18 protein-coding genes are annotated in these 17089 nt (G+C 64.2%); 9 read left to right on the forward strand and 9 right to left on the reverse strand.

From position 1 onward, the window contains the following. Positions 1 to 43: 43 nt before the first annotated feature. The gene (locus tag F0M17_RS13995) at positions 44 to 814 is read right to left on the reverse strand and encodes a 3-hydroxybutyrate dehydrogenase (RefSeq protein WP_149597348.1); all 771 of its coding nucleotides are present in this window, start codon (positions 812 to 814) and stop codon (positions 44 to 46) included. 248 nt (positions 815 to 1062) lie between these two features. Here F0M17_RS13995 and F0M17_RS14000 point away from each other — a divergent pair, with 248 nt between their 5' ends. After that, positions 1063 to 1767 carry an NUDIX domain-containing protein gene (locus F0M17_RS14000; RefSeq protein WP_052254047.1) on the forward strand — a complete coding sequence of 235 codons (705 nt, stop codon included), beginning with the start codon at positions 1063 to 1065 and terminating at the stop codon, positions 1765 to 1767. Positions 1768 to 1780: 13 nt separating this feature from the next. On the opposite strand, the gene F0M17_RS14005 is transcribed toward F0M17_RS14000, so the two are convergent. Continuing rightward, the gene (locus F0M17_RS14005; RefSeq protein WP_038993272.1) at positions 1781 to 2917 is read right to left on the reverse strand and encodes an acyl-CoA dehydrogenase family protein; all 1137 of its coding nucleotides are present in this window, start codon (positions 2915 to 2917) and stop codon (positions 1781 to 1783) included. Positions 2918 to 3035: 118 nt separating this feature from the next. Between F0M17_RS14005 and F0M17_RS14010 the strand changes: the two genes are divergently transcribed. Further along, positions 3036 to 3545 (forward strand): GNAT family N-acetyltransferase, encoded by a 510-nt coding sequence (locus tag F0M17_RS14010; protein ID WP_038993271.1) that lies wholly within the window; start codon positions 3036 to 3038, stop codon positions 3543 to 3545. On the opposite strand, the gene F0M17_RS14015 is transcribed toward F0M17_RS14010, so the two are convergent. Continuing rightward, complete coding sequence (locus F0M17_RS14015) at positions 3542 to 3910, reverse strand: helix-turn-helix domain-containing protein (RefSeq protein WP_038993270.1); 369 nt, start codon at positions 3908 to 3910, stop codon at positions 3542 to 3544. The two genes, F0M17_RS14010 and F0M17_RS14015, sit on opposite strands and share 4 nt — an antisense overlap. 84 nt (positions 3911 to 3994) lie before the next feature. Between F0M17_RS14015 and F0M17_RS14020 the strand changes: the two genes are divergently transcribed. The 5 genes from F0M17_RS14020 (at position 3995) to F0M17_RS14040 (ending at position 9724) form a co-directional block, all read left to right on the forward strand. Continuing rightward, positions 3995 to 4603 carry an NAD(P)-dependent oxidoreductase gene (locus tag F0M17_RS14020; protein WP_149597349.1) on the forward strand — a complete coding sequence of 203 codons (609 nt, stop codon included), beginning with the start codon at positions 3995 to 3997 and terminating at the stop codon, positions 4601 to 4603. Between the two features lie 131 nt (positions 4604 to 4734). Next, positions 4735 to 6399, forward strand: coding sequence for an ABC transporter substrate-binding protein (locus tag F0M17_RS14025; RefSeq protein ID WP_149597350.1), 1665 nt, complete (start codon positions 4735 to 4737; stop codon positions 6397 to 6399). A 6-nt stretch (positions 6400 to 6405) separates the two neighbouring features. Continuing rightward, positions 6406 to 7338 carry an ABC transporter permease gene (locus tag F0M17_RS14030; RefSeq protein WP_149597351.1) on the forward strand — a complete coding sequence of 311 codons (933 nt, stop codon included), beginning with the start codon at positions 6406 to 6408 and terminating at the stop codon, positions 7336 to 7338. After that, positions 7335 to 8132: an ABC transporter permease gene (locus F0M17_RS14035; RefSeq protein WP_121867374.1), complete on the forward strand. Its 798-nt coding sequence runs from the start codon at positions 7335 to 7337 to the stop codon at positions 8130 to 8132. The genes F0M17_RS14030 and F0M17_RS14035 overlap by 4 nt, the downstream gene beginning before the upstream one ends. Beyond that, entirely contained in the window at positions 8129 to 9724 is a 1596-nt protein-coding gene (locus F0M17_RS14040) for an ABC transporter ATP-binding protein (RefSeq protein WP_149597352.1), read from the forward strand. The genes F0M17_RS14035 and F0M17_RS14040 overlap by 4 nt, the downstream gene beginning before the upstream one ends. A gap of 206 nt (positions 9725 to 9930) precedes the next feature. Here the strand turns inward: F0M17_RS14040 and F0M17_RS14045 are convergent, their stop codons facing one another. After that, positions 9931 to 10551 (reverse strand): M23 family metallopeptidase, encoded by a 621-nt coding sequence (locus F0M17_RS14045; protein ID WP_149597353.1) that lies wholly within the window; start codon positions 10549 to 10551, stop codon positions 9931 to 9933. Between the two features lie 59 nt (positions 10552 to 10610). Between F0M17_RS14045 and F0M17_RS14050 the strand changes: the two genes are divergently transcribed. Then, positions 10611 to 10856 carry a type II toxin-antitoxin system prevent-host-death family antitoxin gene (locus F0M17_RS14050; RefSeq protein WP_073707765.1) on the forward strand — a complete coding sequence of 82 codons (246 nt, stop codon included), beginning with the start codon at positions 10611 to 10613 and terminating at the stop codon, positions 10854 to 10856. A 535-nt stretch (positions 10857 to 11391) separates the two neighbouring features. On the opposite strand, the gene F0M17_RS14060 is transcribed toward F0M17_RS14050, so the two are convergent. From F0M17_RS14060 to F0M17_RS14070, 3 genes are all read right to left on the reverse strand, one after another. Then, the gene (locus F0M17_RS14060; RefSeq protein WP_121867377.1) at positions 11392 to 11706 is read right to left on the reverse strand and encodes a HigA family addiction module antitoxin; all 315 of its coding nucleotides are present in this window, start codon (positions 11704 to 11706) and stop codon (positions 11392 to 11394) included. Beyond that, positions 11681 to 11962, reverse strand: a complete 282-nt coding sequence (locus tag F0M17_RS14065; RefSeq protein WP_038993261.1) for a type II toxin-antitoxin system RelE/ParE family toxin — start codon at positions 11960 to 11962, stop codon at positions 11681 to 11683. The genes F0M17_RS14060 and F0M17_RS14065 overlap by 26 nt, the downstream gene beginning before the upstream one ends. A 105-nt stretch (positions 11963 to 12067) precedes the next feature. After that, positions 12068 to 13756: a long-chain-fatty-acid--CoA ligase gene (locus tag F0M17_RS14070; protein WP_149597354.1), complete on the reverse strand. Its 1689-nt coding sequence runs from the start codon at positions 13754 to 13756 to the stop codon at positions 12068 to 12070. A gap of 207 nt (positions 13757 to 13963) precedes the next feature. Between F0M17_RS14070 and F0M17_RS14075 the strand changes: the two genes are divergently transcribed. Beyond that, positions 13964 to 14962: a DNA topoisomerase IB gene (locus tag F0M17_RS14075; protein WP_149597355.1), complete on the forward strand. Its 999-nt coding sequence runs from the start codon at positions 13964 to 13966 to the stop codon at positions 14960 to 14962. A gap of 51 nt (positions 14963 to 15013) precedes the next feature. Here F0M17_RS14075 and F0M17_RS14080 read toward each other — a convergent pair whose 3' ends face one another. Continuing rightward, positions 15014 to 16114, reverse strand: a complete 1101-nt coding sequence (locus F0M17_RS14080) for an alanine racemase (protein ID WP_149597356.1) — start codon at positions 16112 to 16114, stop codon at positions 15014 to 15016. Positions 16115 to 16222: 108 nt separating this feature from the next. Then, positions 16223 to 17011 (reverse strand): IclR family transcriptional regulator, encoded by a 789-nt coding sequence (locus tag F0M17_RS14085; protein WP_066141779.1) that lies wholly within the window; start codon positions 17009 to 17011, stop codon positions 16223 to 16225. Positions 17012 to 17089: the final 78 nt, after the last annotated feature.

Consider the following 17089-nt stretch of genomic DNA (forward strand, 5'->3'; position numbering starts at 1 on the left):
CGGCTCGATAGGACGGACTGGCCGCCTGCCGATGGCGTCGCCGTCACCTCGCGCTCCATCCGCCGTCCATGGCGTAGGACGCTCCGGTGACCATGCCCGCCGCATCAGCGCACAGCCAAGCCACCAGGGACGCCACCTCTTCGGGTTCCACCATCCGCTTGATCGCCCCCTCGGTCAGCATGATTTTCTGCACCACCTCGGATTCTTCGATGCCGTGGACCTTGGCCTGATCGGCAATCTGCTTCTGGACCAGCGGCGTGCGCACATACCCGGGGTTGATGGAGTTGCTGGTGATCCCGAAGTCCGCTCCTTCCAGCGCCGTGGCCTTCGACAGCCCTTCCAGCCCGTGCTTGGCCGCCACGTAGGCGCTCTTGAAAGCGCTGGCCCGCAGGCCGTGGATGGATGAAATATTGATGATGCGCCCGAAGCCGCGCTCGCGCATGCCCGGCAATGCCGCACGGATCAGCAGGAAGGGAGATTCCAGCATGAGCCGGTGGATCAGCCTCCAGGCTTCGGGATCAAATTCATGGATCGGGGCCACCCTCTGCACGCCGGCATTGTTGACCAGGATGTCGATATCCAGGCTGAGCTCTTCCAAGGATTTGGTATCCGAGAGATCCACGGCCCACGCCTTCCCGCCAAGTGCCCTCGCCGCTTGCCCGGCCGCCTGCTCGTCCACATCGGCAATGGTCACATCCGCACCGGCGCGGGCCAATGCCGTCGCGCTGGCCAAGCCGATGCCCGACGCGCCACCGGTAACCAAGGCCCGGCGCCCGGCCAGCCCTTCAGGACCCTGCCTGTTCTCTTCAGCCATGTGGCCCATCCTCTGCTTAGCTCCACTGGATCGTCCCGGTGCGCTGGCCGCAATTGCGTGCACCGCCCTTCGTTTCAACGTAAGCTCCGGCAAGGACACCGGTCAACGGCATTGGCTGTGCAGATTCCGCAGGCAAATGTGCAGGCTTGCACAGTGATTACCGTTGGATCTGCGTTGGCTGTGCGCCAGAAGCTAAGCTGGCATTCAAAGGCTATTTCGCAATCCACGAGCCAAGGACACGGTAAGCAATGACGACTTCCCCGATACCTCCGACCCCCGCTGAGGTCCCCATCCGCAAGGCAGCCAGCGTTCTGCTGCTGCGCGAGGCAGCCGCCGGATTCGAAGTATTCGTCCAGCACCGCGTGAACACGATGGACTTCGCGGCAGGCATGGTGGTCTATCCCGGCGGACGAGTTGATCTCCAGGACGGACAGGCGGCAGACGAGGCCGAAATGGATCCGGCAGTGCTCAGCGATCACGTCCAGCGTTGGGCGCACACCTCGGTCCTTGCCGAAGGCCGGGAACGCGCGCCGCACCTGGCCGGCGAGGTCCTCTTCGCAGCCCGGCGCGAAGTCTTCGAGGAAACCGGCCTGCTGCTGGATCCTGGCCAACTGCATCCATGGGCCAACTGGGTCACCCCAGCCGGATTCCCTCGGCGGTTCGACACCTATTTCTTCGTCGCTGCATTGCGCGCAGGCCAGGAACCGATCCACCAGACCACCGAAGCGGTGATTTCCAAGTGGACCAGCCCCGAAGCGCTGTTCGCTGCGCTTGAGCGCGGCGAGGTCAAAATGATGCGTCCCACCCAGCGCACCTTGCTGGATGCGATGGAGCTGGGCAGCATCGAGCAGATCATGTCCAGCAAGCCGGTGATTTCCCCAGTCCACCCGAATCCCGAGGATTCGCAGTCGTCACACCCGGTGCGGGACTCGGAGCGGCAACCCAGAGGCTAGCCGCCGCCCTGGCTCAGGATTCCAGCAGCGAGCGCCCGACGATCAGCGACATGATCTCGTTGGTGCCTTCCAGGATCTGGTGCACGCGCAGGTCCCGGGCGATCTTCTCCATCCCGTAGTCAGCCAGGTAGCCGTAGCCGCCGTGCAGCTGGATCGCGCTGTTGGCGGCATTGAAGCCGGCATCCGAGGCCATCTTCTTGGCCATCGCGCACAACCGCACCCGGTCCGGGCTCTTGGCGTCCAGGGCGGCCGCGGCACGGCGCAGCAGCGAGCGGGCGGCTTCCAGTTCCATGTCCATCTCGGCCAGCTTGAAGACCAGGGCCTCCTGCCTGGTCAGCGGCCCGCCGAAGGCCTGGCGTTCCTTGAGGTACAGCGCCGATTTCTCCAGCGCGCTCTGCCCGCCACCCAGCGAGCAGGCACCGATGTTCAGCCGTCCGCCGTTCAGCGCCTGCATGGCCATGGAGAATCCCTGCCCTTCGGTGCCCAGCAGATTGCCGGCGGGGATGCGCACGCCTTCCATGATCACCTGGCGGGTGGGCTGCGCCTTCCAGCCCATCTTCTTCTCGTTCGGCCCGAAGCTCAGGCCCTCGGCATCTCCGGGGACCAGGAAGGCGCTGATGCCGCGCGAACCGGTATCGGCGGTGCGGGCCATGACGATGTAGAGCGCCGAGCTGCCAGCGCCGGAGATGAACTGCTTGACCCCGCTGAGCACATATTCGTCCCCGTCCCGGCGGGCCCGGGTCGACAGGGCCGCCGCGTCGGAGCCGACGCCCGGCTCGGTCAGGCAGTAGGAGCCGAGGTCTTCCATCGTGGTCATCGATGGCAGCCAGGCGGCACGCTGCTCGTCATTGCCGAAGGTGTCCAGCATCCACACCACCATGTTGTGGATGGAAATATAGGCGGCCAATGTCGGATCGGCCTTGGCCAGTTCCTCGAAGACCAGCACAGCGTCGCTGCGGGTCAGGCCCGATCCGCCATGGTCTTCCGAAACATAGATGCCGCCCATGCCCAGCTGGCCGGCCTCGGCCAGCACATCCACCGGGAAGTGCTGTTCCTGGTCCCACTTCAGGGCGTTGGGAGCAATCCTGGTCTCGGCGAAATCATGAACCATCTCGATCAACGACTTCTGGTCATCGCTTACTTCAAACAACACCGGCTCCTTTGCCTGCACCTTGCGTCTTTGACCTCAGTCTATGTGACGCAAGATACACTTGGGGCGTATCAGTTGAATTCCGAAGCATCCATTTCGAAAAGTTGGGCTCACCCGCATGCAGATCCGCACTAGCACCGCCGAGGATTGGCCTGAGATCTACGGCTTCTACCGCAAGATCATGGATGAAGGGCAAACGTACGCTTTCCCGCAGGGCCAGTCCCTTGAGGAAGCCCGTCCGTGGTGGATGGAAGAGCCGCCAGGCCAAACGGCGGTCGCCGTGGATGAGGGCAGGATCATCGGTTCAGCGAAGATGGGCCCGAACAAGCCCGGAGCCGGATCCCATATCGCCACCGCTTCATTCCTGGTCGACCCGGAAGCCCGCAGCCGCGGCGTGGGGCGAGCGCTGGGCCGCTACGTGATCGAGTGGGCCCGGCAGGAAAACTACCACGGCATCCAATTCAACGCAGTTGTCGAAACCAATGAGGCGGCAGTGCACCTGTGGCAATCGCTGGGCTTCACGATCCTGGGCACCATCCCGGGAGCCTTCAATCATCCGGCCAAGGGGCTGGTGGGCCTGCACTTCATGTTCCTGCCCCTGGAACCGGCCGCGTCGCCTGGGCGTTAGCCGCGCGCGTCAAACCGCTCGCGGGCGGCGAGCACCTTAGGCACATGCTCCTCTGACCACAGCCGCAGGATTTCCATGGGTTCCAGGATCCCCTGGCCCAAATCGGTCAGTTCATAGTCCACCCGCACCGGCACCTGGGCGAACACGGTGCGCTGCACCAGCCCATCGCGCTCCAGATTGCGCAAGGTATTGGTGAGCACCTTGGGCGTGACAGCTCCGATGCGTTCGCGTAACGCAGAGAAACGTTGCGGTCCGCCCGCCAGCGCCAGAAGCACCAGCGGTGTCCATTTATCGCCTAGACGCTGCATAATTTCACGTGACGGGCATTCCTGCATGAACACGTCGAAAGGTTCATGGCTATCCATGAGGAAACCTAGTTTCGTTGTAGTAGTCGGTATCTAAAGGATACCATTGTGTCGAAGCCAATTCCCTCAAAGAAAGAGAACACCATGAAGATTGCAGTATACGGAGCGACCGGCATGGTCGGCTCGGAAGTTGTTGCCGAAGCCATTTCCCGCGGCCACGAGGTCACCTCGGTCACCCGTTCGGGCAAGGACGTCGAAGGCACCACCGCAGTGGCAGCCGAACTGGGCGACGGCGCGGCCTACCGCGATCTGGGCAAGGGCAACGACGTAATCGTCATCGCCGTGCCGCCATCGCGCACCGGCGGCGACCACCAGGAATACCTGGATGCCTTCGAACAGATCACCGAAACCCTGGTTCCAGCCCGCCTGGTGGTGGTCGGCGGCGCCGGCGCCACCGAAGTCGAGGGCGTGCGCCTGGTCGACACCCCGGGATTCCCCGAGGAATACAAGGCCGAGGCCACCACCAGCGCCGAGGTCTACGACATGTTCACCTCGGTGTCCGGCATCACCTGGACCGTCGTGGCCCCGGCCCCGGTCATCATGCCAGCGCGCCGCACCGGCAGCTACACCCTGGGCGCCGATTCGCCGGCTGGCGACTTCGTTTCCTCCCAGGACTTCGCCGTAGCGATCCTCGATGAGATCGAAACCCCGGTCCACGAGAACCGCCGCATGACCGTAGCCAGCGAAAAGTAGTCCGCTTCGCAGACTGCCACTGCCCGCCATTCGCCAGATCGGAGCGGGACGCTCCGATCTGACGAATGCGTTCCGGATGACTAGAGTTGGTTTGGTCATCACCACTAGTTCATCGAGGTAAGCACTTCCCCATGCAACGAAACTCGCGCGCATCCCGGATCCTCGGCTGCGCTATCGCGCTCCCGCTCATTGGATCCCTGCTGGCCAGCTGCTCGGCGGGAGCCGGATCCGATTCCACCGAAGAGAATGTGAAGCCGGTAGCCGGCGGCACCCTGGTCTACGCGTCGGGGGATGCCGAGCCGTCCTGCCTGGACCCGCATGTGGGCGGCAACTACCCGCAGGCCCTGGTGGCTAGCCAGTACCTCGAATCCCTGTTCACCAAGGATGCGGACGGGAAGATCATCCCGTGGCTTGCCGAAAGCACCGAAGTGTCCGAGGACGGCCTGACCCGCACCATCACCCTGCGCGACGGCATCACCTTCACCGACGGCACCAAGCTCACCGCCGAGGCCATCAAGGCCAATATCCAGCACCTGAAGGATCCGAATACCGCCTCCTCCACCGGCTACCTGGCCGTGGGCAAGGTAGTGGACATCGAAATTGTTGATGAGCTCACCGCCAAGCTGACGCTCTCCTCCCCGGATAACGCGCTGCTCGAATCGCTGTCCATGCCGTGGACCGCCATCGAATCCCCCAAGGCGCTGGAACGCGACCAGGCCACCAACTGCGCCTCCCCGGTAGGCACCGGCCCGTTCAAGGTCGAGTCCTGGGAGCACCAGAAGGCAGTGAACCTGGTCCGCAACGACGACTACGTGCTGCCGGTGGGCGACACGGCGCGTGCCGATGACAAGGCCTATCTGGATGGCATCACCTGGCGCTTCATCCCGGAGGCCGCCACCCGCTACGCCGCATTGCAGTCCGGCGAGGTCGACGTGATCGACAACGCGCAGCCGGACACCATTGCCACCGCGACGAAGGACAACTCGCTGGGCCACCTGGATGCACCGCGCCCGGGCGCTTCCAACCGCATCGAGCTGAACAGCTCCAAGGCGCCATTCGATGACCAGCGCGTGCGCGAAGCGTTCATCCGCGCCGTGGATGCCAACTCCGGCATCAGCGCCCTCTACTTCGGCACCGCGCAGCGCAGCTACTCGCTGCTTTCTTCCGTGGAGCCGCTGGGCTACTCCGACGAGTCGCTGTTCGGCACCGATGCGGCCAAGGCCAATGAGCTGCTCGATGAAGCTGGCTGGACCGAACGCGACGCCGAAGGCTACCGCGTGAAGGACGGCAAGCGCCTGTCCCTGGACTTCCCGGTCTCCACCAACCAGTCGGTTCCCGCCGAGCAGTCGCTGTTCGAGCAGTTCCAGGCTCAGGCCAAGGCCGTGGGCTTCGAGGTGAAGATCCAGCTACTGGATCTGTCCAGCTGGTACGGCGCCCTGGCCAAGCATGAATACAACCTGGTCTCCGCTCCGTACACCAAGGTCGGCCCGTCGGTGCTGCGCATCCTCTACCACTCCAATTCGACCGTGCCTGCGCCATCGGGCTACTTTGCCAACAACGCGCAGGTGAAGAACGAGAAGCTGGATGGGATCCTGGCCGAGGCCGAGCAGACCAATGACGAGGCGCTACGCGCTTCGCTGTACGAGCAGGCGCAGAAGCTGGTGCTCGAGGGCTACTACGTGCTGCCGCTCTACGACCAGCAGAACCACTTCCTCTACGGCAAGAACGTGCACGGAGTCGGCGCCACCACCGCCGTGTCCTCGCCGATCTACTACGACACCTTCATCACCGAGTAGCAACCGGTGGGCACGATTGCTTGGGCCGGGCGCAAGATCGGCGGCGCGCTGGTGGTGCTGTGGCTGGTCGCCACCGCCATCTTCATCGCCATCCGGCTGATCCCCGGCGACCCGGCCGAAGCAATCATGGGCGGCCCCGGCTCCCAGGCCTCGGCCGAAGCGCTGGCCGCTGCCCGCGCCGAGTATGGACTGGACCGGCCGCTCATCGCCCAGTACCTGATGTACCTGGGCAAGCTGGCCACCTGCGATTTCGGAACCTCCTATTCGCTTAAGCAGCCGGTGATCGGCATCATGGGCGAGGTCCTGCCCAACACCCTCTGGCTGGCGCTGCTCGCCCTGGCCGCCGCGTGGGTGCTGTCCCTGTGCTTCGCCGCCCTGGCCATGCGCGCCAACCGGGTGGGCGCCTGGGTGGGGAATATCGTGGAAATCATTGCCGCCGCGGTGCCGCACTTCTGGCTTGGCGCGGTGCTGATCATGCTCTTCTCCTCGATGCTCGGCTGGCTGCCGGCGGTGGACAACGGCACGACCCAGGGCCTGGTCCTTCCGGTGCTGACCCTGGCCTTGCCGCTAGCCGGATTCCTCACCCAGCTGATGCGCGATTCGCTTTCCGACGCCATGTCAAGCCAGTTCGCGCTGGCCTCCCGGGCGCGCGGCGAGAGCCGGCTGGCAGTCTTCTGGCGCCATGGCCTACGCCATGCCGCCTTGCCAGCACTGGGCCTGACCGGGTGGGCCTTTTCCTCGCTGCTCTCCGGGGCAGTGGTGGTCGAGGCGATCTTCGCCCGCCCGGGCCTTGGCCGCTCGCTGCTCTCTGCGGTGCTGGCGCGCGACATTCCCATGGTTACCGGCATCGCCTTGTTCTCCGCACTGGTGTACATCGTGGTCATGGCCATCACCGAAGGCCTTGAACGCGCCATCGACCCGGCAGGAGCGAGCTCATGAGCCGCACCGCGAAGATCCTCAGCATCGCCTTCATCGCCCTGTGGGCGCTGATCGCTCTTGCCCCTTCGGTGCTGGCCCCGGGCGACCCGTTGGCCGTCAACCCGGCCGAGGCATTCCAGGCGCCCGGCACCACGCACTTCTTCGGCACCGACGAATCCGGCCGCGACATCTATACCCGCGTCATCCATGGCGCCCGCGACTCGCTGGCCATCGGGTTGGCCGCCACCGCGCTGGGCATGGGTCTGGCCATCGTCTTGGGCACCGTCGCGGCGCTGTCCCCGCGCTGGCTCGATGAGATCATCCTGCGCGTGCTCGAAGCGCTGTATGCGATTCCTTCCCTGCTGATGGCACTGCTGATCATCGCCTTCACCGGTCCCGGAGTCGGACCAGCCATCGTCGCGGTAGGCCTGTCCACCGCACCGGGCTATGCCCGGCTGGTGCGCAGCCAGATCCGCACGCTGAAGAGCTCCGAAATGCTGGAAGCGGCCACCGTGCTGGGCCGCGGCACCTGGCTGCGCGTGCGCAACCACCTGGTCCCCAACGCCCTGAAGCCCCTGCTGGCACTGGTGACCCTCGGGATTGGCCAGGCGGTCATCTGGGCCGCGGCGCTGTCGTTCCTGGGCTTGGGCACCCCGCCCCCAGCCCCTGAATGGGGCGCCATGCTCTCGGCCGGGCGCACCTACCTGCACCTGGCCTGGTGGATGAGCCTGTTCCCCGGTCTGGCAATTGTTTTCGTGGCCGCCGGCGCCACCCTGATCGGCCGCGCGCTGGGCGGAAAGGCCAGGACCGCATGAACGGGCAAGCATTGATCACCGCCAAGAACCTGTCGGTCAGCTTCGGTTCCACCGTGGCGGTGAAGAACGTTTCCTTCACCGTCCAAGCCGGACGCTGCCTGGCGCTGGTGGGCGAATCCGGCTCCGGCAAATCCGTGACCGCACGCAGCCTGCTGGGACTCTCCGGCGGCACTGCGACCGCGGACGCGCTGGAAGTCTGCGGGCAGGATGCCCTGTCGCTGTCCGAGCGCAGCTGGCAGCAGATCCGCGGCAATTCCGTCTCGATGATCCTGCAGGATGCGCTGATGGCGCTGGATCCGTTGCGTCCAGTGGGCAGGGAAATCGGCGACGCGCTCAAGGCCCACGGCAAGCTTCCCCGGGCCGAGCGGCAGCAGCGGGTCATCCAGGTGCTTGAGTCCGTGCGCATGCCCGAACCCGAACGCCGCGCCAGGCAGCGTTCCACCGAGCTTTCCGGCGGCATGCGCCAGCGCGCGCTGATTGCCCAGGCCCTGGCCGGCAACCCGCAGGTGGTCATCGCCGATGAGGCCACCACCGCGCTGGACTCGGCGCTGACCGCCTTGGTTCTCGCGCAGCTGCGCGAGCTGAAGGAGCAGGGCCGCGGCGTGCTGATGATCAGCCACGACCTGGCCCAGGTCGCCCACCTGGCCGATGACATCGCGGTGATGCGCCAAGGCGAGATTGTCGAGGCAGGAGTCACCGCACAGATCCTGGGCAACCCGCAGCATGAGTACACCCGGCAGCTGCTGCGCGCAGTGCCCTCGGGCGTGCCGCGCTTCGCGCCCTTGTCGGCATCCAGCAGGCCTTTGGCCGCACCGATGCAGAAAGATCCCGCGCCGGCTTCCAGCGCTCTGTCGGCCAACGGGCTGTCCAAGAGCTTCGGCAAGCACACGGCCGTCGAGTCGGCCAGCTTCGAGGTACCCCGCGGCAAGACCCTGGGCATCGTTGGCGAATCCGGATCGGGCAAGACCACCACTGCCCGCATGGTCCTGGGCTTGCAGCCACCGGATGCCGGCACCGTCGAGCTGCTAGGCGAACGCTTCGCCCCGGCCCATGAGCCGCAGCGCCGGAAGCTGCGCGAGCAGATGGGCGCGATCTACCAGAACCCGCTGGGATCCTTCGACCCGCGCTATTCCGTGGGCCAGCTGCTGGCCGATGCGCTGAGCCGGGGCAAGTCCAAGCGCGCTGCCGAATACCGGGTCCCGGTCGCCGAACTACTGGAACAGGTTGAATTATCCCCTGGTTTGCTGGACCGCAATCCGCGCGAGCTCTCCGGCGGGCAGCGCCAGCGCCTGTCCATTGCCCGTGCGCTGGCACCGAAGCCATCGGTGCTGGTCCTCGACGAGCCGGTCTCCGCCTTGGATGCTTCCATCCAGGCCACCGTGCTGGATCTGCTGGATAGGATCCAGGTCGAGACCGGGACCAGCTACCTGTTCATCAGCCATGATTTATCGGTCATCGAGCATATGAGCGATAACGTCGCGGTAATGCATCAAGGCAAGATCATCGAGCAGGGTGCGACAGCCCAGGTCTTCGCAGCTCCGCAGCAGGAATACACGAAGCTGCTGCTCTCGGCGATGCCGCGGTTGCGCTGAGCGCCTCTAACCGCGTCCCAGTATCGCTTGGGCCATTCGTGTTACTGGAGCTACTCACACACCAACACCATCAGTGCGAGTATGTGTTGTGTGCTTGTTCTGCTGCGAATCGAAACATCTCTGGAACTGGATAATGTGTTTCACACATTAGACTCCCGTGCTAAGTATGCTGGCATCCATACTTGGCTTGACGGCCCTTGGGCCGTTCAAGGAATTTCCAGAATCTTGCCGTTGCGCGGCAGCTGGCCGTCGAAAAGCATCGGCACCGCCTCGGCTGCGTGCACGGGCAGCCTGTCGATAGCCTGCACATGAACATGCGGTTCGGTGCTGTTGCCGGAGTTGCCGCATGCGGCAATGAGATCCCCAAGCGCGACGTGGTCTCCGACGCCAACTTCGAGGCTTCCCTGTTTCAGGTGGCATAGCGCAACGACCGCTGCACCGGTTTGGATCATCACGTGGTTCCCGGCGAGCGCCTGCCACCCGTGGGCAAGCCGTTGGCGTTGGGTCAGCGCATAGCCAACTGATGCCAGCCCGCGTCGGGCGCGATGGTCGGGCATCGAGGCGTCCGCCGCGATCACGGTCCCGGCGCATGGCGCCAGAATGGGCGCCCCGAAACCGAAAAAGCTCGTCGGCTCCTCCGTACCTAACCAGGTCCTGGCGGTCACTGGCGCGGACCCTCCCTGCTCATCGACCTGGACGAAGTCGATGGCGTAGGATGAGGCGAACAGGGTTGTTCCGTGGCTGGGCACCCGGTCCGCCGGGCTGTTCTGGACCAGCCAGAGCCCGGTGAAGGGATAGTGCAGGTGCACCGCATTGCCGCCGCTCATAACAACCCCTGTAAGCCAAAACCCATGTTGCCTTCTTGTACAAGATCTACCATGGGTTCATGATTTCCGTAGCCCTCGCCGACGTCCGCAACCGCCAGGCCGATCTCATCGCCACAGCACAGCGTGAGCCTGTCGTGATCACCTCCCGCGGGGCTGGTCGACGCGCAGTCGTCGTATCTCCGGAGTTCTGCGATCGCGCGCTCCAGGCGTTGGAAGATCAAGCCGACATTCGTGCCGCGGCGGCCGCGCGCCAAGAGACCGAACCCATCTCCCACGAGGATCTGGCCGCCGAGGTCGGCCACTGATTCGTGGCGTATCGCATCGGAACCGGTGACTACCGAGTCGTTCATGACGTCGTGGACGATGAACTGGTTGTGTTGATCCTCAGGCGCGGGCACCGTCGAAAGGTCAATCGATGAGCGGCGATGGTTCCTCTTCGATCCCAATGCAGATCTCACGCACTCGAGCCCCAGCGTGGAGGCCAAAGGCACCGATTGGGACCTTATAGTACGGGACTTGGACAGTTCGCTTCACGGTGGGCACCAACGACTTCAATTCGCGAGGGGCAAGCACTCGGCCCTCGGCAAAACCCGCCTACAGCAGCCCCGATGACGACAGTGAGGTGCACTTCAGCGACACGCGGAAAATGGCGATCGATCAGCGTGACGTCGACGACCGTCCCCTCACTGCTTCGGATAGCCCACGTCTCCTTGGAGTGAGCTGCCTCGATGCAATCCTCGTTGGAATCCGGCCGCGCGAATCACTCGGGGACCGTGGCGAGCAACTTCGCGACGTCCTCAGGCGCCTGCCGGTCGCGCCGAACAACGAATCCTGTACTGGTCAGGCGACGGCTAGAGGTGTGATCGCCTCGATCTGCTCAGACACCCGGTCCCGGGCTAGCTCCAGCTCATAGTGCGACTGCAGGTTGAGCCAGAACTGCGGGTCGATCCCGAAGTAGCGCCCAAGGCGCAACGCCGTGTCAGCAGTGATCGCACGCTTGCCGTGCACGATCTCATTGATGCGGCGTGGCGGCACGCCGATAGATACAGCCAGCTTGTTCTGGGTGATCCCGAACGCTTCGATGAAGTCCTCCATGAGAACCTCACCTGGATGAACGGGATCCCACTTCTCAGTGGTAGTCGACGAGTTCGACATTCTCGGCACCTCCTTCTGTCCAGCTGAAACAGATTCGCCACTGATCGTTGACCCGGATGCTGTGCTGTCCCACACGGTCGCCTTTCAGCGACTCCAACCGGTTGCCAGGTGGCACGCGCAGCGAGTCGAGGAATCGAGCGGCATGGATCTGCGTCAGCTTTCGAATGGCTGCCTTCTGGACACGGGGATCGACCGACGGCACCTTATCGCGATGCCAAAGTCGCTCAGTCGCCTTGTCGGCGAAGGATCTGATCACACCTACAGCATGCCACGCTTAACGCGATGCGTCAATAACGCTATACGTTAAACCGGAACTCAACCGCGCTCCCGCCACTCACGACTACCCGTAGGCTCTGAGTCCCTAGACCAGGTCCGACATTTGGTCCTTGACCTGCTTGCGCAGGATCTTGCCCAGCAGCGAACGCGGCATCTCGTCGATCTGCACGATGCGCTTGGGCACCTTGTAGGCGGCCAGCAGCTCGCGGCAGTGGGCGCGCAACGCGTCCTCGTTCAGCCCGGCGCCTTCTTCGAGCTGCACCGCGGCAACCACCATTTCGCCGCCACGGGCCAATGGCTTGCCGAAGACTGCGGCATCGGCAACATCGGCATGCTGGCGCAGCGCGATCTCCACCTCGGTCGGTGAAACATTGAAGCCGCCGGTGATGATCAGTTCCTTGGCGCGGTCCACCACCTGGGCGAAGCCGTCCTCGTCCACGGTGACCACATCTCCCGAACGCAGCCAGCCGTCCCCGGTCATGGCCTTGGCAGTTTCCTCCGGGTTGTTCCAGTAGCCCTGGAACACCTGCGGGCCCTTGACCAGCAATTCACCCGGTTCGCCCTGGGCCACTTCGCGGGAGGGATCCTCCACATCGACGACCTTCATCAGCGTCGAGGGGAAGGGCACGCCGATGGTGCCGGTGCGGCGGCTCGGGTGGAACGGGTTGCCCAGTGCCACCGGGGAGGACTCGGTCATCCCGTAGCCTTCCACCAGCAGGCCGCCGGACATCGATTCCCATAGCTCCACCACGTGGTCCGGCAGATTCATTGCCCCGGAGATGCAGTACTTGGCGCTCTTCAGCGACATCCCGCGTTCCTTGGCGGCCAGTGCGGTGCGTTCGTAGATGGGCGGCACCGCGCAGTACACGGTGGCCGGGGATTTCTTCCAGGCATCCAGGATCATGTCCGGGTCGAATTTCGGGAAGAGCACCAGCAGGCCCTGCTTCTTCACGCCGAAGGTCAGGTACAGGGTCATGCCGAAGGCATGGAACATCGGCAGGATCGCGTAGAGGATTTCCTCGCGCTCCTTGGCACCGAGCATCCAAGCCTCGCCCTGCAGGGCGTTGGAGTACAGATTGAAGTGGGTGAGCATGGCGCCCTTGGGGTGCCCGGTGGTGCCCGAGGTGTACTGGATGACCGCCAGGTCATTGACATCCGGATGCGGGTGGCTTTCATCCAGTGCCGGCCCGGAGAGCAGCTCCTTCCAAGCCACGGTGCCCGAGGTGCGGGCCGTGAGCGATGCCTTGGTCTCGCGCAGCTTCTTCACCGGCAGGTTCAGCGCCAGGCGCTTGACCGCAGGGAAAGCTTCGAGCAGGTTGACCGAGACGATCGAGTCGAGCTGCACGTCCTTGGGGAATTCCTGGAGGTTGGCCACGACCTTGTCCCAGGCAATCACAATGCGCGCCTGGTGGTCTTCGAACTGGTGGCGCAGTTCGCGCGAGGTATACAGCGGGTTGTGCTCCACCACGACGGCGCCAAGGCGCAGGATCGCGTAGAAAGCGACTACATGCTGCGGGCAGTTGGGCAGGACCAGTGCCACGCGGTCCCCGGCACGCACGCCGAGCCTGCGCAAGCCTTCGGCGGCCTTTGCCACCTGGTCCCCCAGATCGGCGTAGCTGGTGCGGCGGCCGAAGAACTCGGTGGCCGGGCTTTGGCCGGCTTCGCGAACCGAGCGCTCGAACATGCGGCTGAGCGGTTCGGTGGGCAACTCGATTTCGGCAGGGACTCCGGGCTGGTAATTCGCCACCCATGCGGGCGCAGCACTATTTTCCATATCTCCAATCATGCCTTGTTGCGGCCACTGGCGCGATTCCAGGGCGGTTCAGGCGCAATCAACCCGCTGCAGGCCCCCGGTCCACCCGCCGGTGATGCGCATCCGGCGCGGGAGGGCTGGGATTTTCCTGCGAACGCCCGGTTCCGTGAAAGGATCGGCGGTAGTGTGTCCGTGATTCCACGGCTACTAAACCAACAGGAGGCTGCCATGGCGGCACGGCGAACCTCGCGGCTTCCCATCACGCGCCGACGCGCAGGAACCGGCTTCTTCTATCTGGAAGGCTCGCGCTCCGTTAAGGACCCGCGCCTGCTGGAGCGGATCAGGAAATTGTCGATTCCGCCGGCTTGGCAACAGGTCCAGATCGCGGCCAGTTCGCGGGCCAAGGTCCAAGCTCGCGGAATAGATGCGGCAGGACGCACCCAGATGATTTATCACCCGGAATTCCGTGATCGCCAGGATGCCGCCAAATTCGACCGGTTGCCAGCGTTCGGCCGTGCGCTGCCGAATCTCCGCCGTCAGCTGATGCGGGATTTGCGCCGGGGAAGCAGCGACAAGAACAAGGTCACTGCGGCCGTGATAATGCTGCTGGATCTTCACCTGCTGCGCATCGGCACGCATGCATACTCGCATGCCAACGAATCCTTCGGGGCTGCTTCGTTGCGATCCAAGCATCTGGCGGTCCAAGGGCATTGCGCCACCCTCGATTTTCCTGGCAAGAGCGGCCAGGAGCAGCATGTGAAAATCAGGAGCCGACGACTGGTAAAAGTACTGGCTGAATTGCGCGATCAACCGGGCTATGAGATTTTCCGCTATCTGGACGAAGATGGGAAGTCACGCTTGCTTCAGCCATCACAGATCAACCAGTACCTCGCCGAGCATTTGGATGGCGATTTCACGGCCAAGGACTTCAGAACCTGGGGCGGCAGCTTGGCAGCGTTCGAGGCATTGCTTGAGGCTCCCGCCTCAGCGATGGCGGCCGAAGATGCAACGAATCTGCGTAAGCTGGCCGTCGAGCAAGCCGCCAGAAAACTGGGCAATACTCCCGAAATCGCCGCCGGATCCTATATCGACCCGCGGGTGCTGGCATTGGCGGAAGATCCTGGGAAATTGTCGTCGCTGCGCCGTTCCAAAAGCCAGCTCAAGACCAAGAACCATTTGGATCCTGCGTCGCGTTGCATGCTGCGTTTTCTTGAAAGGACCGGGTAGGCGACGGCTCGGAATCAGCTCGTGCAGCTGCCTGGCATCAGATTGCGGAAACTAGAAGTTCAGCCCGCGGGCCGCCACATCCCATTCTTCGCTGGTGCCGTCCTCATGCACGGCCAGCACGGTATCAACCAGGTTTACTGCGACGCAGACGTGGTTGGGGATGACCTGCAGCTGCTGGCCATGGGCCGGCAGCGGCTGGTCTTCGGGCCACAGCACGGTGGCATGGTGCTCGGACAGCGCACTGATCCGGGCTTCCGGGCATTCGGCGATGCGCCCGTAGCCGGTAGCCCAAGCCGGGCGGTCGCCTCCCAGCACCTTGCTGCCCGCGTCCAGCACAATGCGCCGGGGAATCTGCGCATCGCCTTCATGCCGGCTGATCACGGTAGATGCGACAGAAAGCGAAATGTCCTCCCAGCGCACGCGCCCTAGTTCGAACTGCTGCGCATCGCCAAAGACATAGACCCCGGGACGCACCTCGGTCAGCACCGAGTTGTCGCTGAGTTCCGCCGTCGGTGTGGAACCGCCGCTGATCCGCTTGATCTTATGCCCTGCCTCGCGCAGCAGGAAAGCCGCCTCGGCCAAGGTCTTGTGCTCATCGTTCAATGCCGCGTCAATGCCGTCCGGCGAGTAGCTGTGGCCGGGGAAGGTGAAGATCCCGTGCACGCGCATCCCCAAAGCACGGGCGACCTCGGCAATCTCGACTGCGCCTTGCGGGCTGGTGCCGCTTCGGTGATGGCCGCTGTCGATCTCGATGATGAGCTTGACCTTGGAGGCCTTCTCCCCCAGCATCTTGGCCATCTGCTGGACGGCTTCGACCGAATCGGTGCCGATGCTCAGCTTGGCCCGCCGCATCAGCTCCATGATCCGCTCTGCCTGGGATTCATTGACCCACAGCGGGTAGGCGATGAAGATCTTGGCGACCCCGTGCAACGCGAAGGCGAGGGCTTCGCCCACGGTGGCCACGGTGAGTCCGGCGGCACCGGCGTTCATCTGGCGTTCGGCGATCTCATGCATCTTATGGGTCTTGGCATGCGGGCGCAGTTTCAGCCCTTGGCTTGCCACCCGATGGGCCACCCGGTCGATGTTCTGCTGGAGCTTCGCTACGTCAACGATGATCTGCGGGGTGTTGATGCCGGCCGGGATAATGCCCAAATTTTCTGTCCTTCTTGCACGTGTACTGCGTCGCTGGGAACCTGTGGAATTGCATTCCCGCCGATCTGAAAGACTACCGCAGGAAGCTTTGTATAGGGGAAGGAAGAACTAGCGCGGCAGCGTGCCTGGCCGGCTGGACAGCTTGGTGGACAGCTCATGGGCGTGGTGCAGCAAGAGGTTGCCCAGTTCCTGACGGCGGCCTTCTTCAAAGCGGGTGTGGATTCCGGTCAGGCTCAGCGCCCAGGCGGGCTGCCCGGAGTTGTCGAAAACTGCAGCGCCCATGCCCCAGCTCCCCTCGACGATCAGTCCGGGGTTGACCGAATAGCCCAGCTGGCGGGTTTCGGCGACCTTCTTGCGCAGCTCGTCGCGCGAATGCGCCGGCCCGTATTCCGGCTCCAGGTCGGCGTTGCGCAGGTAGCGTTCGATCCCCTGCTCGGGCAGGAACGCAAGAATGGCGATGCCGGCCGAGGCGACACCGAGCGGGAAGCGCCGGCCTTCATACAGGACGAAGGAGCGGATCGGGAAGGCCCCGTCCTGGCGCAGCAGGCACACGGTTTCGTCCCCGCGGCGGGCCGAGAGGAACGCGCTTTCTCCGGTGGCCTCGGCGAGCGCTGCCACGTGTTCGCGGGCTAGTTCGCTGATGTCGTAGCGTTCGGCCGCCACCGCGCCCATGAGGTAGAGCTCGGGGCCCAGCAGCCAGCGGCCGGTGCGGTTATCGTGGTCGCAGAATCCTTCGGTGGCCAGCGCACTGAGCAGCCGGTGCACGGTGGGGCGGGCCAACGCGGTGCTCCGGGCGGCCTGCGTCGTGGTGATGCCCTCGGGCATGGAGGTGCTCACGGCGCGCAGCACGGCGGCCAGCCGTCCGACGACCTGGGTTCCAGCCGGGGAATTGCTCATGACCACATTATGGACGATGGGGGTTCGGGCCGGGTAAATTTCGGCTTCATACTTTGTCGCCGCACCCCTGTTGCAGTG

It is taken from the genome of Glutamicibacter sp. ZJUTW, assembly GCF_008370855.1.
In the GTDB taxonomy this organism is placed as follows: Bacteria; Actinomycetota; Actinomycetes; order Actinomycetales; family Micrococcaceae; genus Glutamicibacter; species Glutamicibacter nicotianae.

Excerpts from the sequence above, each read along its gene's own strand:
- F0M17_RS13995 (WP_149597348.1), bottom strand. The coding sequence starts at position 814 with ATGGCTGAAGAGAACAGGCAGGGTCCTGAAGGGCTGGCCGGGCGCCGG.
- F0M17_RS14000 (WP_052254047.1), top strand. The coding sequence starts at position 1,063 with ATGACGACTTCCCCGATACCTCCGACCCCCGCTGAGGTCCCCATCCGC.
- F0M17_RS14010 (WP_038993271.1), top strand. The coding sequence starts at position 3,036 with ATGCAGATCCGCACTAGCACCGCCGAGGATTGGCCTGAGATCTACGGC.
- F0M17_RS14015 (WP_038993270.1), bottom strand. The coding sequence starts at position 3,910 with ATGGATAGCCATGAACCTTTCGACGTGTTCATGCAGGAATGCCCGTCA.
- F0M17_RS14020 (WP_149597349.1), top strand. The coding sequence starts at position 3,995 with ATGAAGATTGCAGTATACGGAGCGACCGGCATGGTCGGCTCGGAAGTT.
- F0M17_RS14025 (WP_149597350.1), top strand. The coding sequence starts at position 4,735 with ATGCAACGAAACTCGCGCGCATCCCGGATCCTCGGCTGCGCTATCGCG.
- F0M17_RS14035 (WP_121867374.1), top strand. The coding sequence starts at position 7,335 with ATGAGCCGCACCGCGAAGATCCTCAGCATCGCCTTCATCGCCCTGTGG.
- F0M17_RS14040 (WP_149597352.1), top strand. The coding sequence starts at position 8,129 with ATGAACGGGCAAGCATTGATCACCGCCAAGAACCTGTCGGTCAGCTTC.
- F0M17_RS14045 (WP_149597353.1), bottom strand. The coding sequence starts at position 10,551 with ATGAGCGGCGGCAATGCGGTGCACCTGCACTATCCCTTCACCGGGCTC.
- F0M17_RS14050 (WP_073707765.1), top strand. The coding sequence starts at position 10,611 with ATGATTTCCGTAGCCCTCGCCGACGTCCGCAACCGCCAGGCCGATCTC.
- F0M17_RS14060 (WP_121867377.1), bottom strand. The coding sequence starts at position 11,706 with ATGTCGAACTCGTCGACTACCACTGAGAAGTGGGATCCCGTTCATCCA.
- F0M17_RS14070 (WP_149597354.1), bottom strand. The coding sequence starts at position 13,756 with ATGGAAAATAGTGCTGCGCCCGCATGGGTGGCGAATTACCAGCCCGGA.
- F0M17_RS14075 (WP_149597355.1), top strand. The coding sequence starts at position 13,964 with ATGGCGGCACGGCGAACCTCGCGGCTTCCCATCACGCGCCGACGCGCA.
- F0M17_RS14085 (WP_066141779.1), bottom strand. The coding sequence starts at position 17,011 with ATGAGCAATTCCCCGGCTGGAACCCAGGTCGTCGGACGGCTGGCCGCC.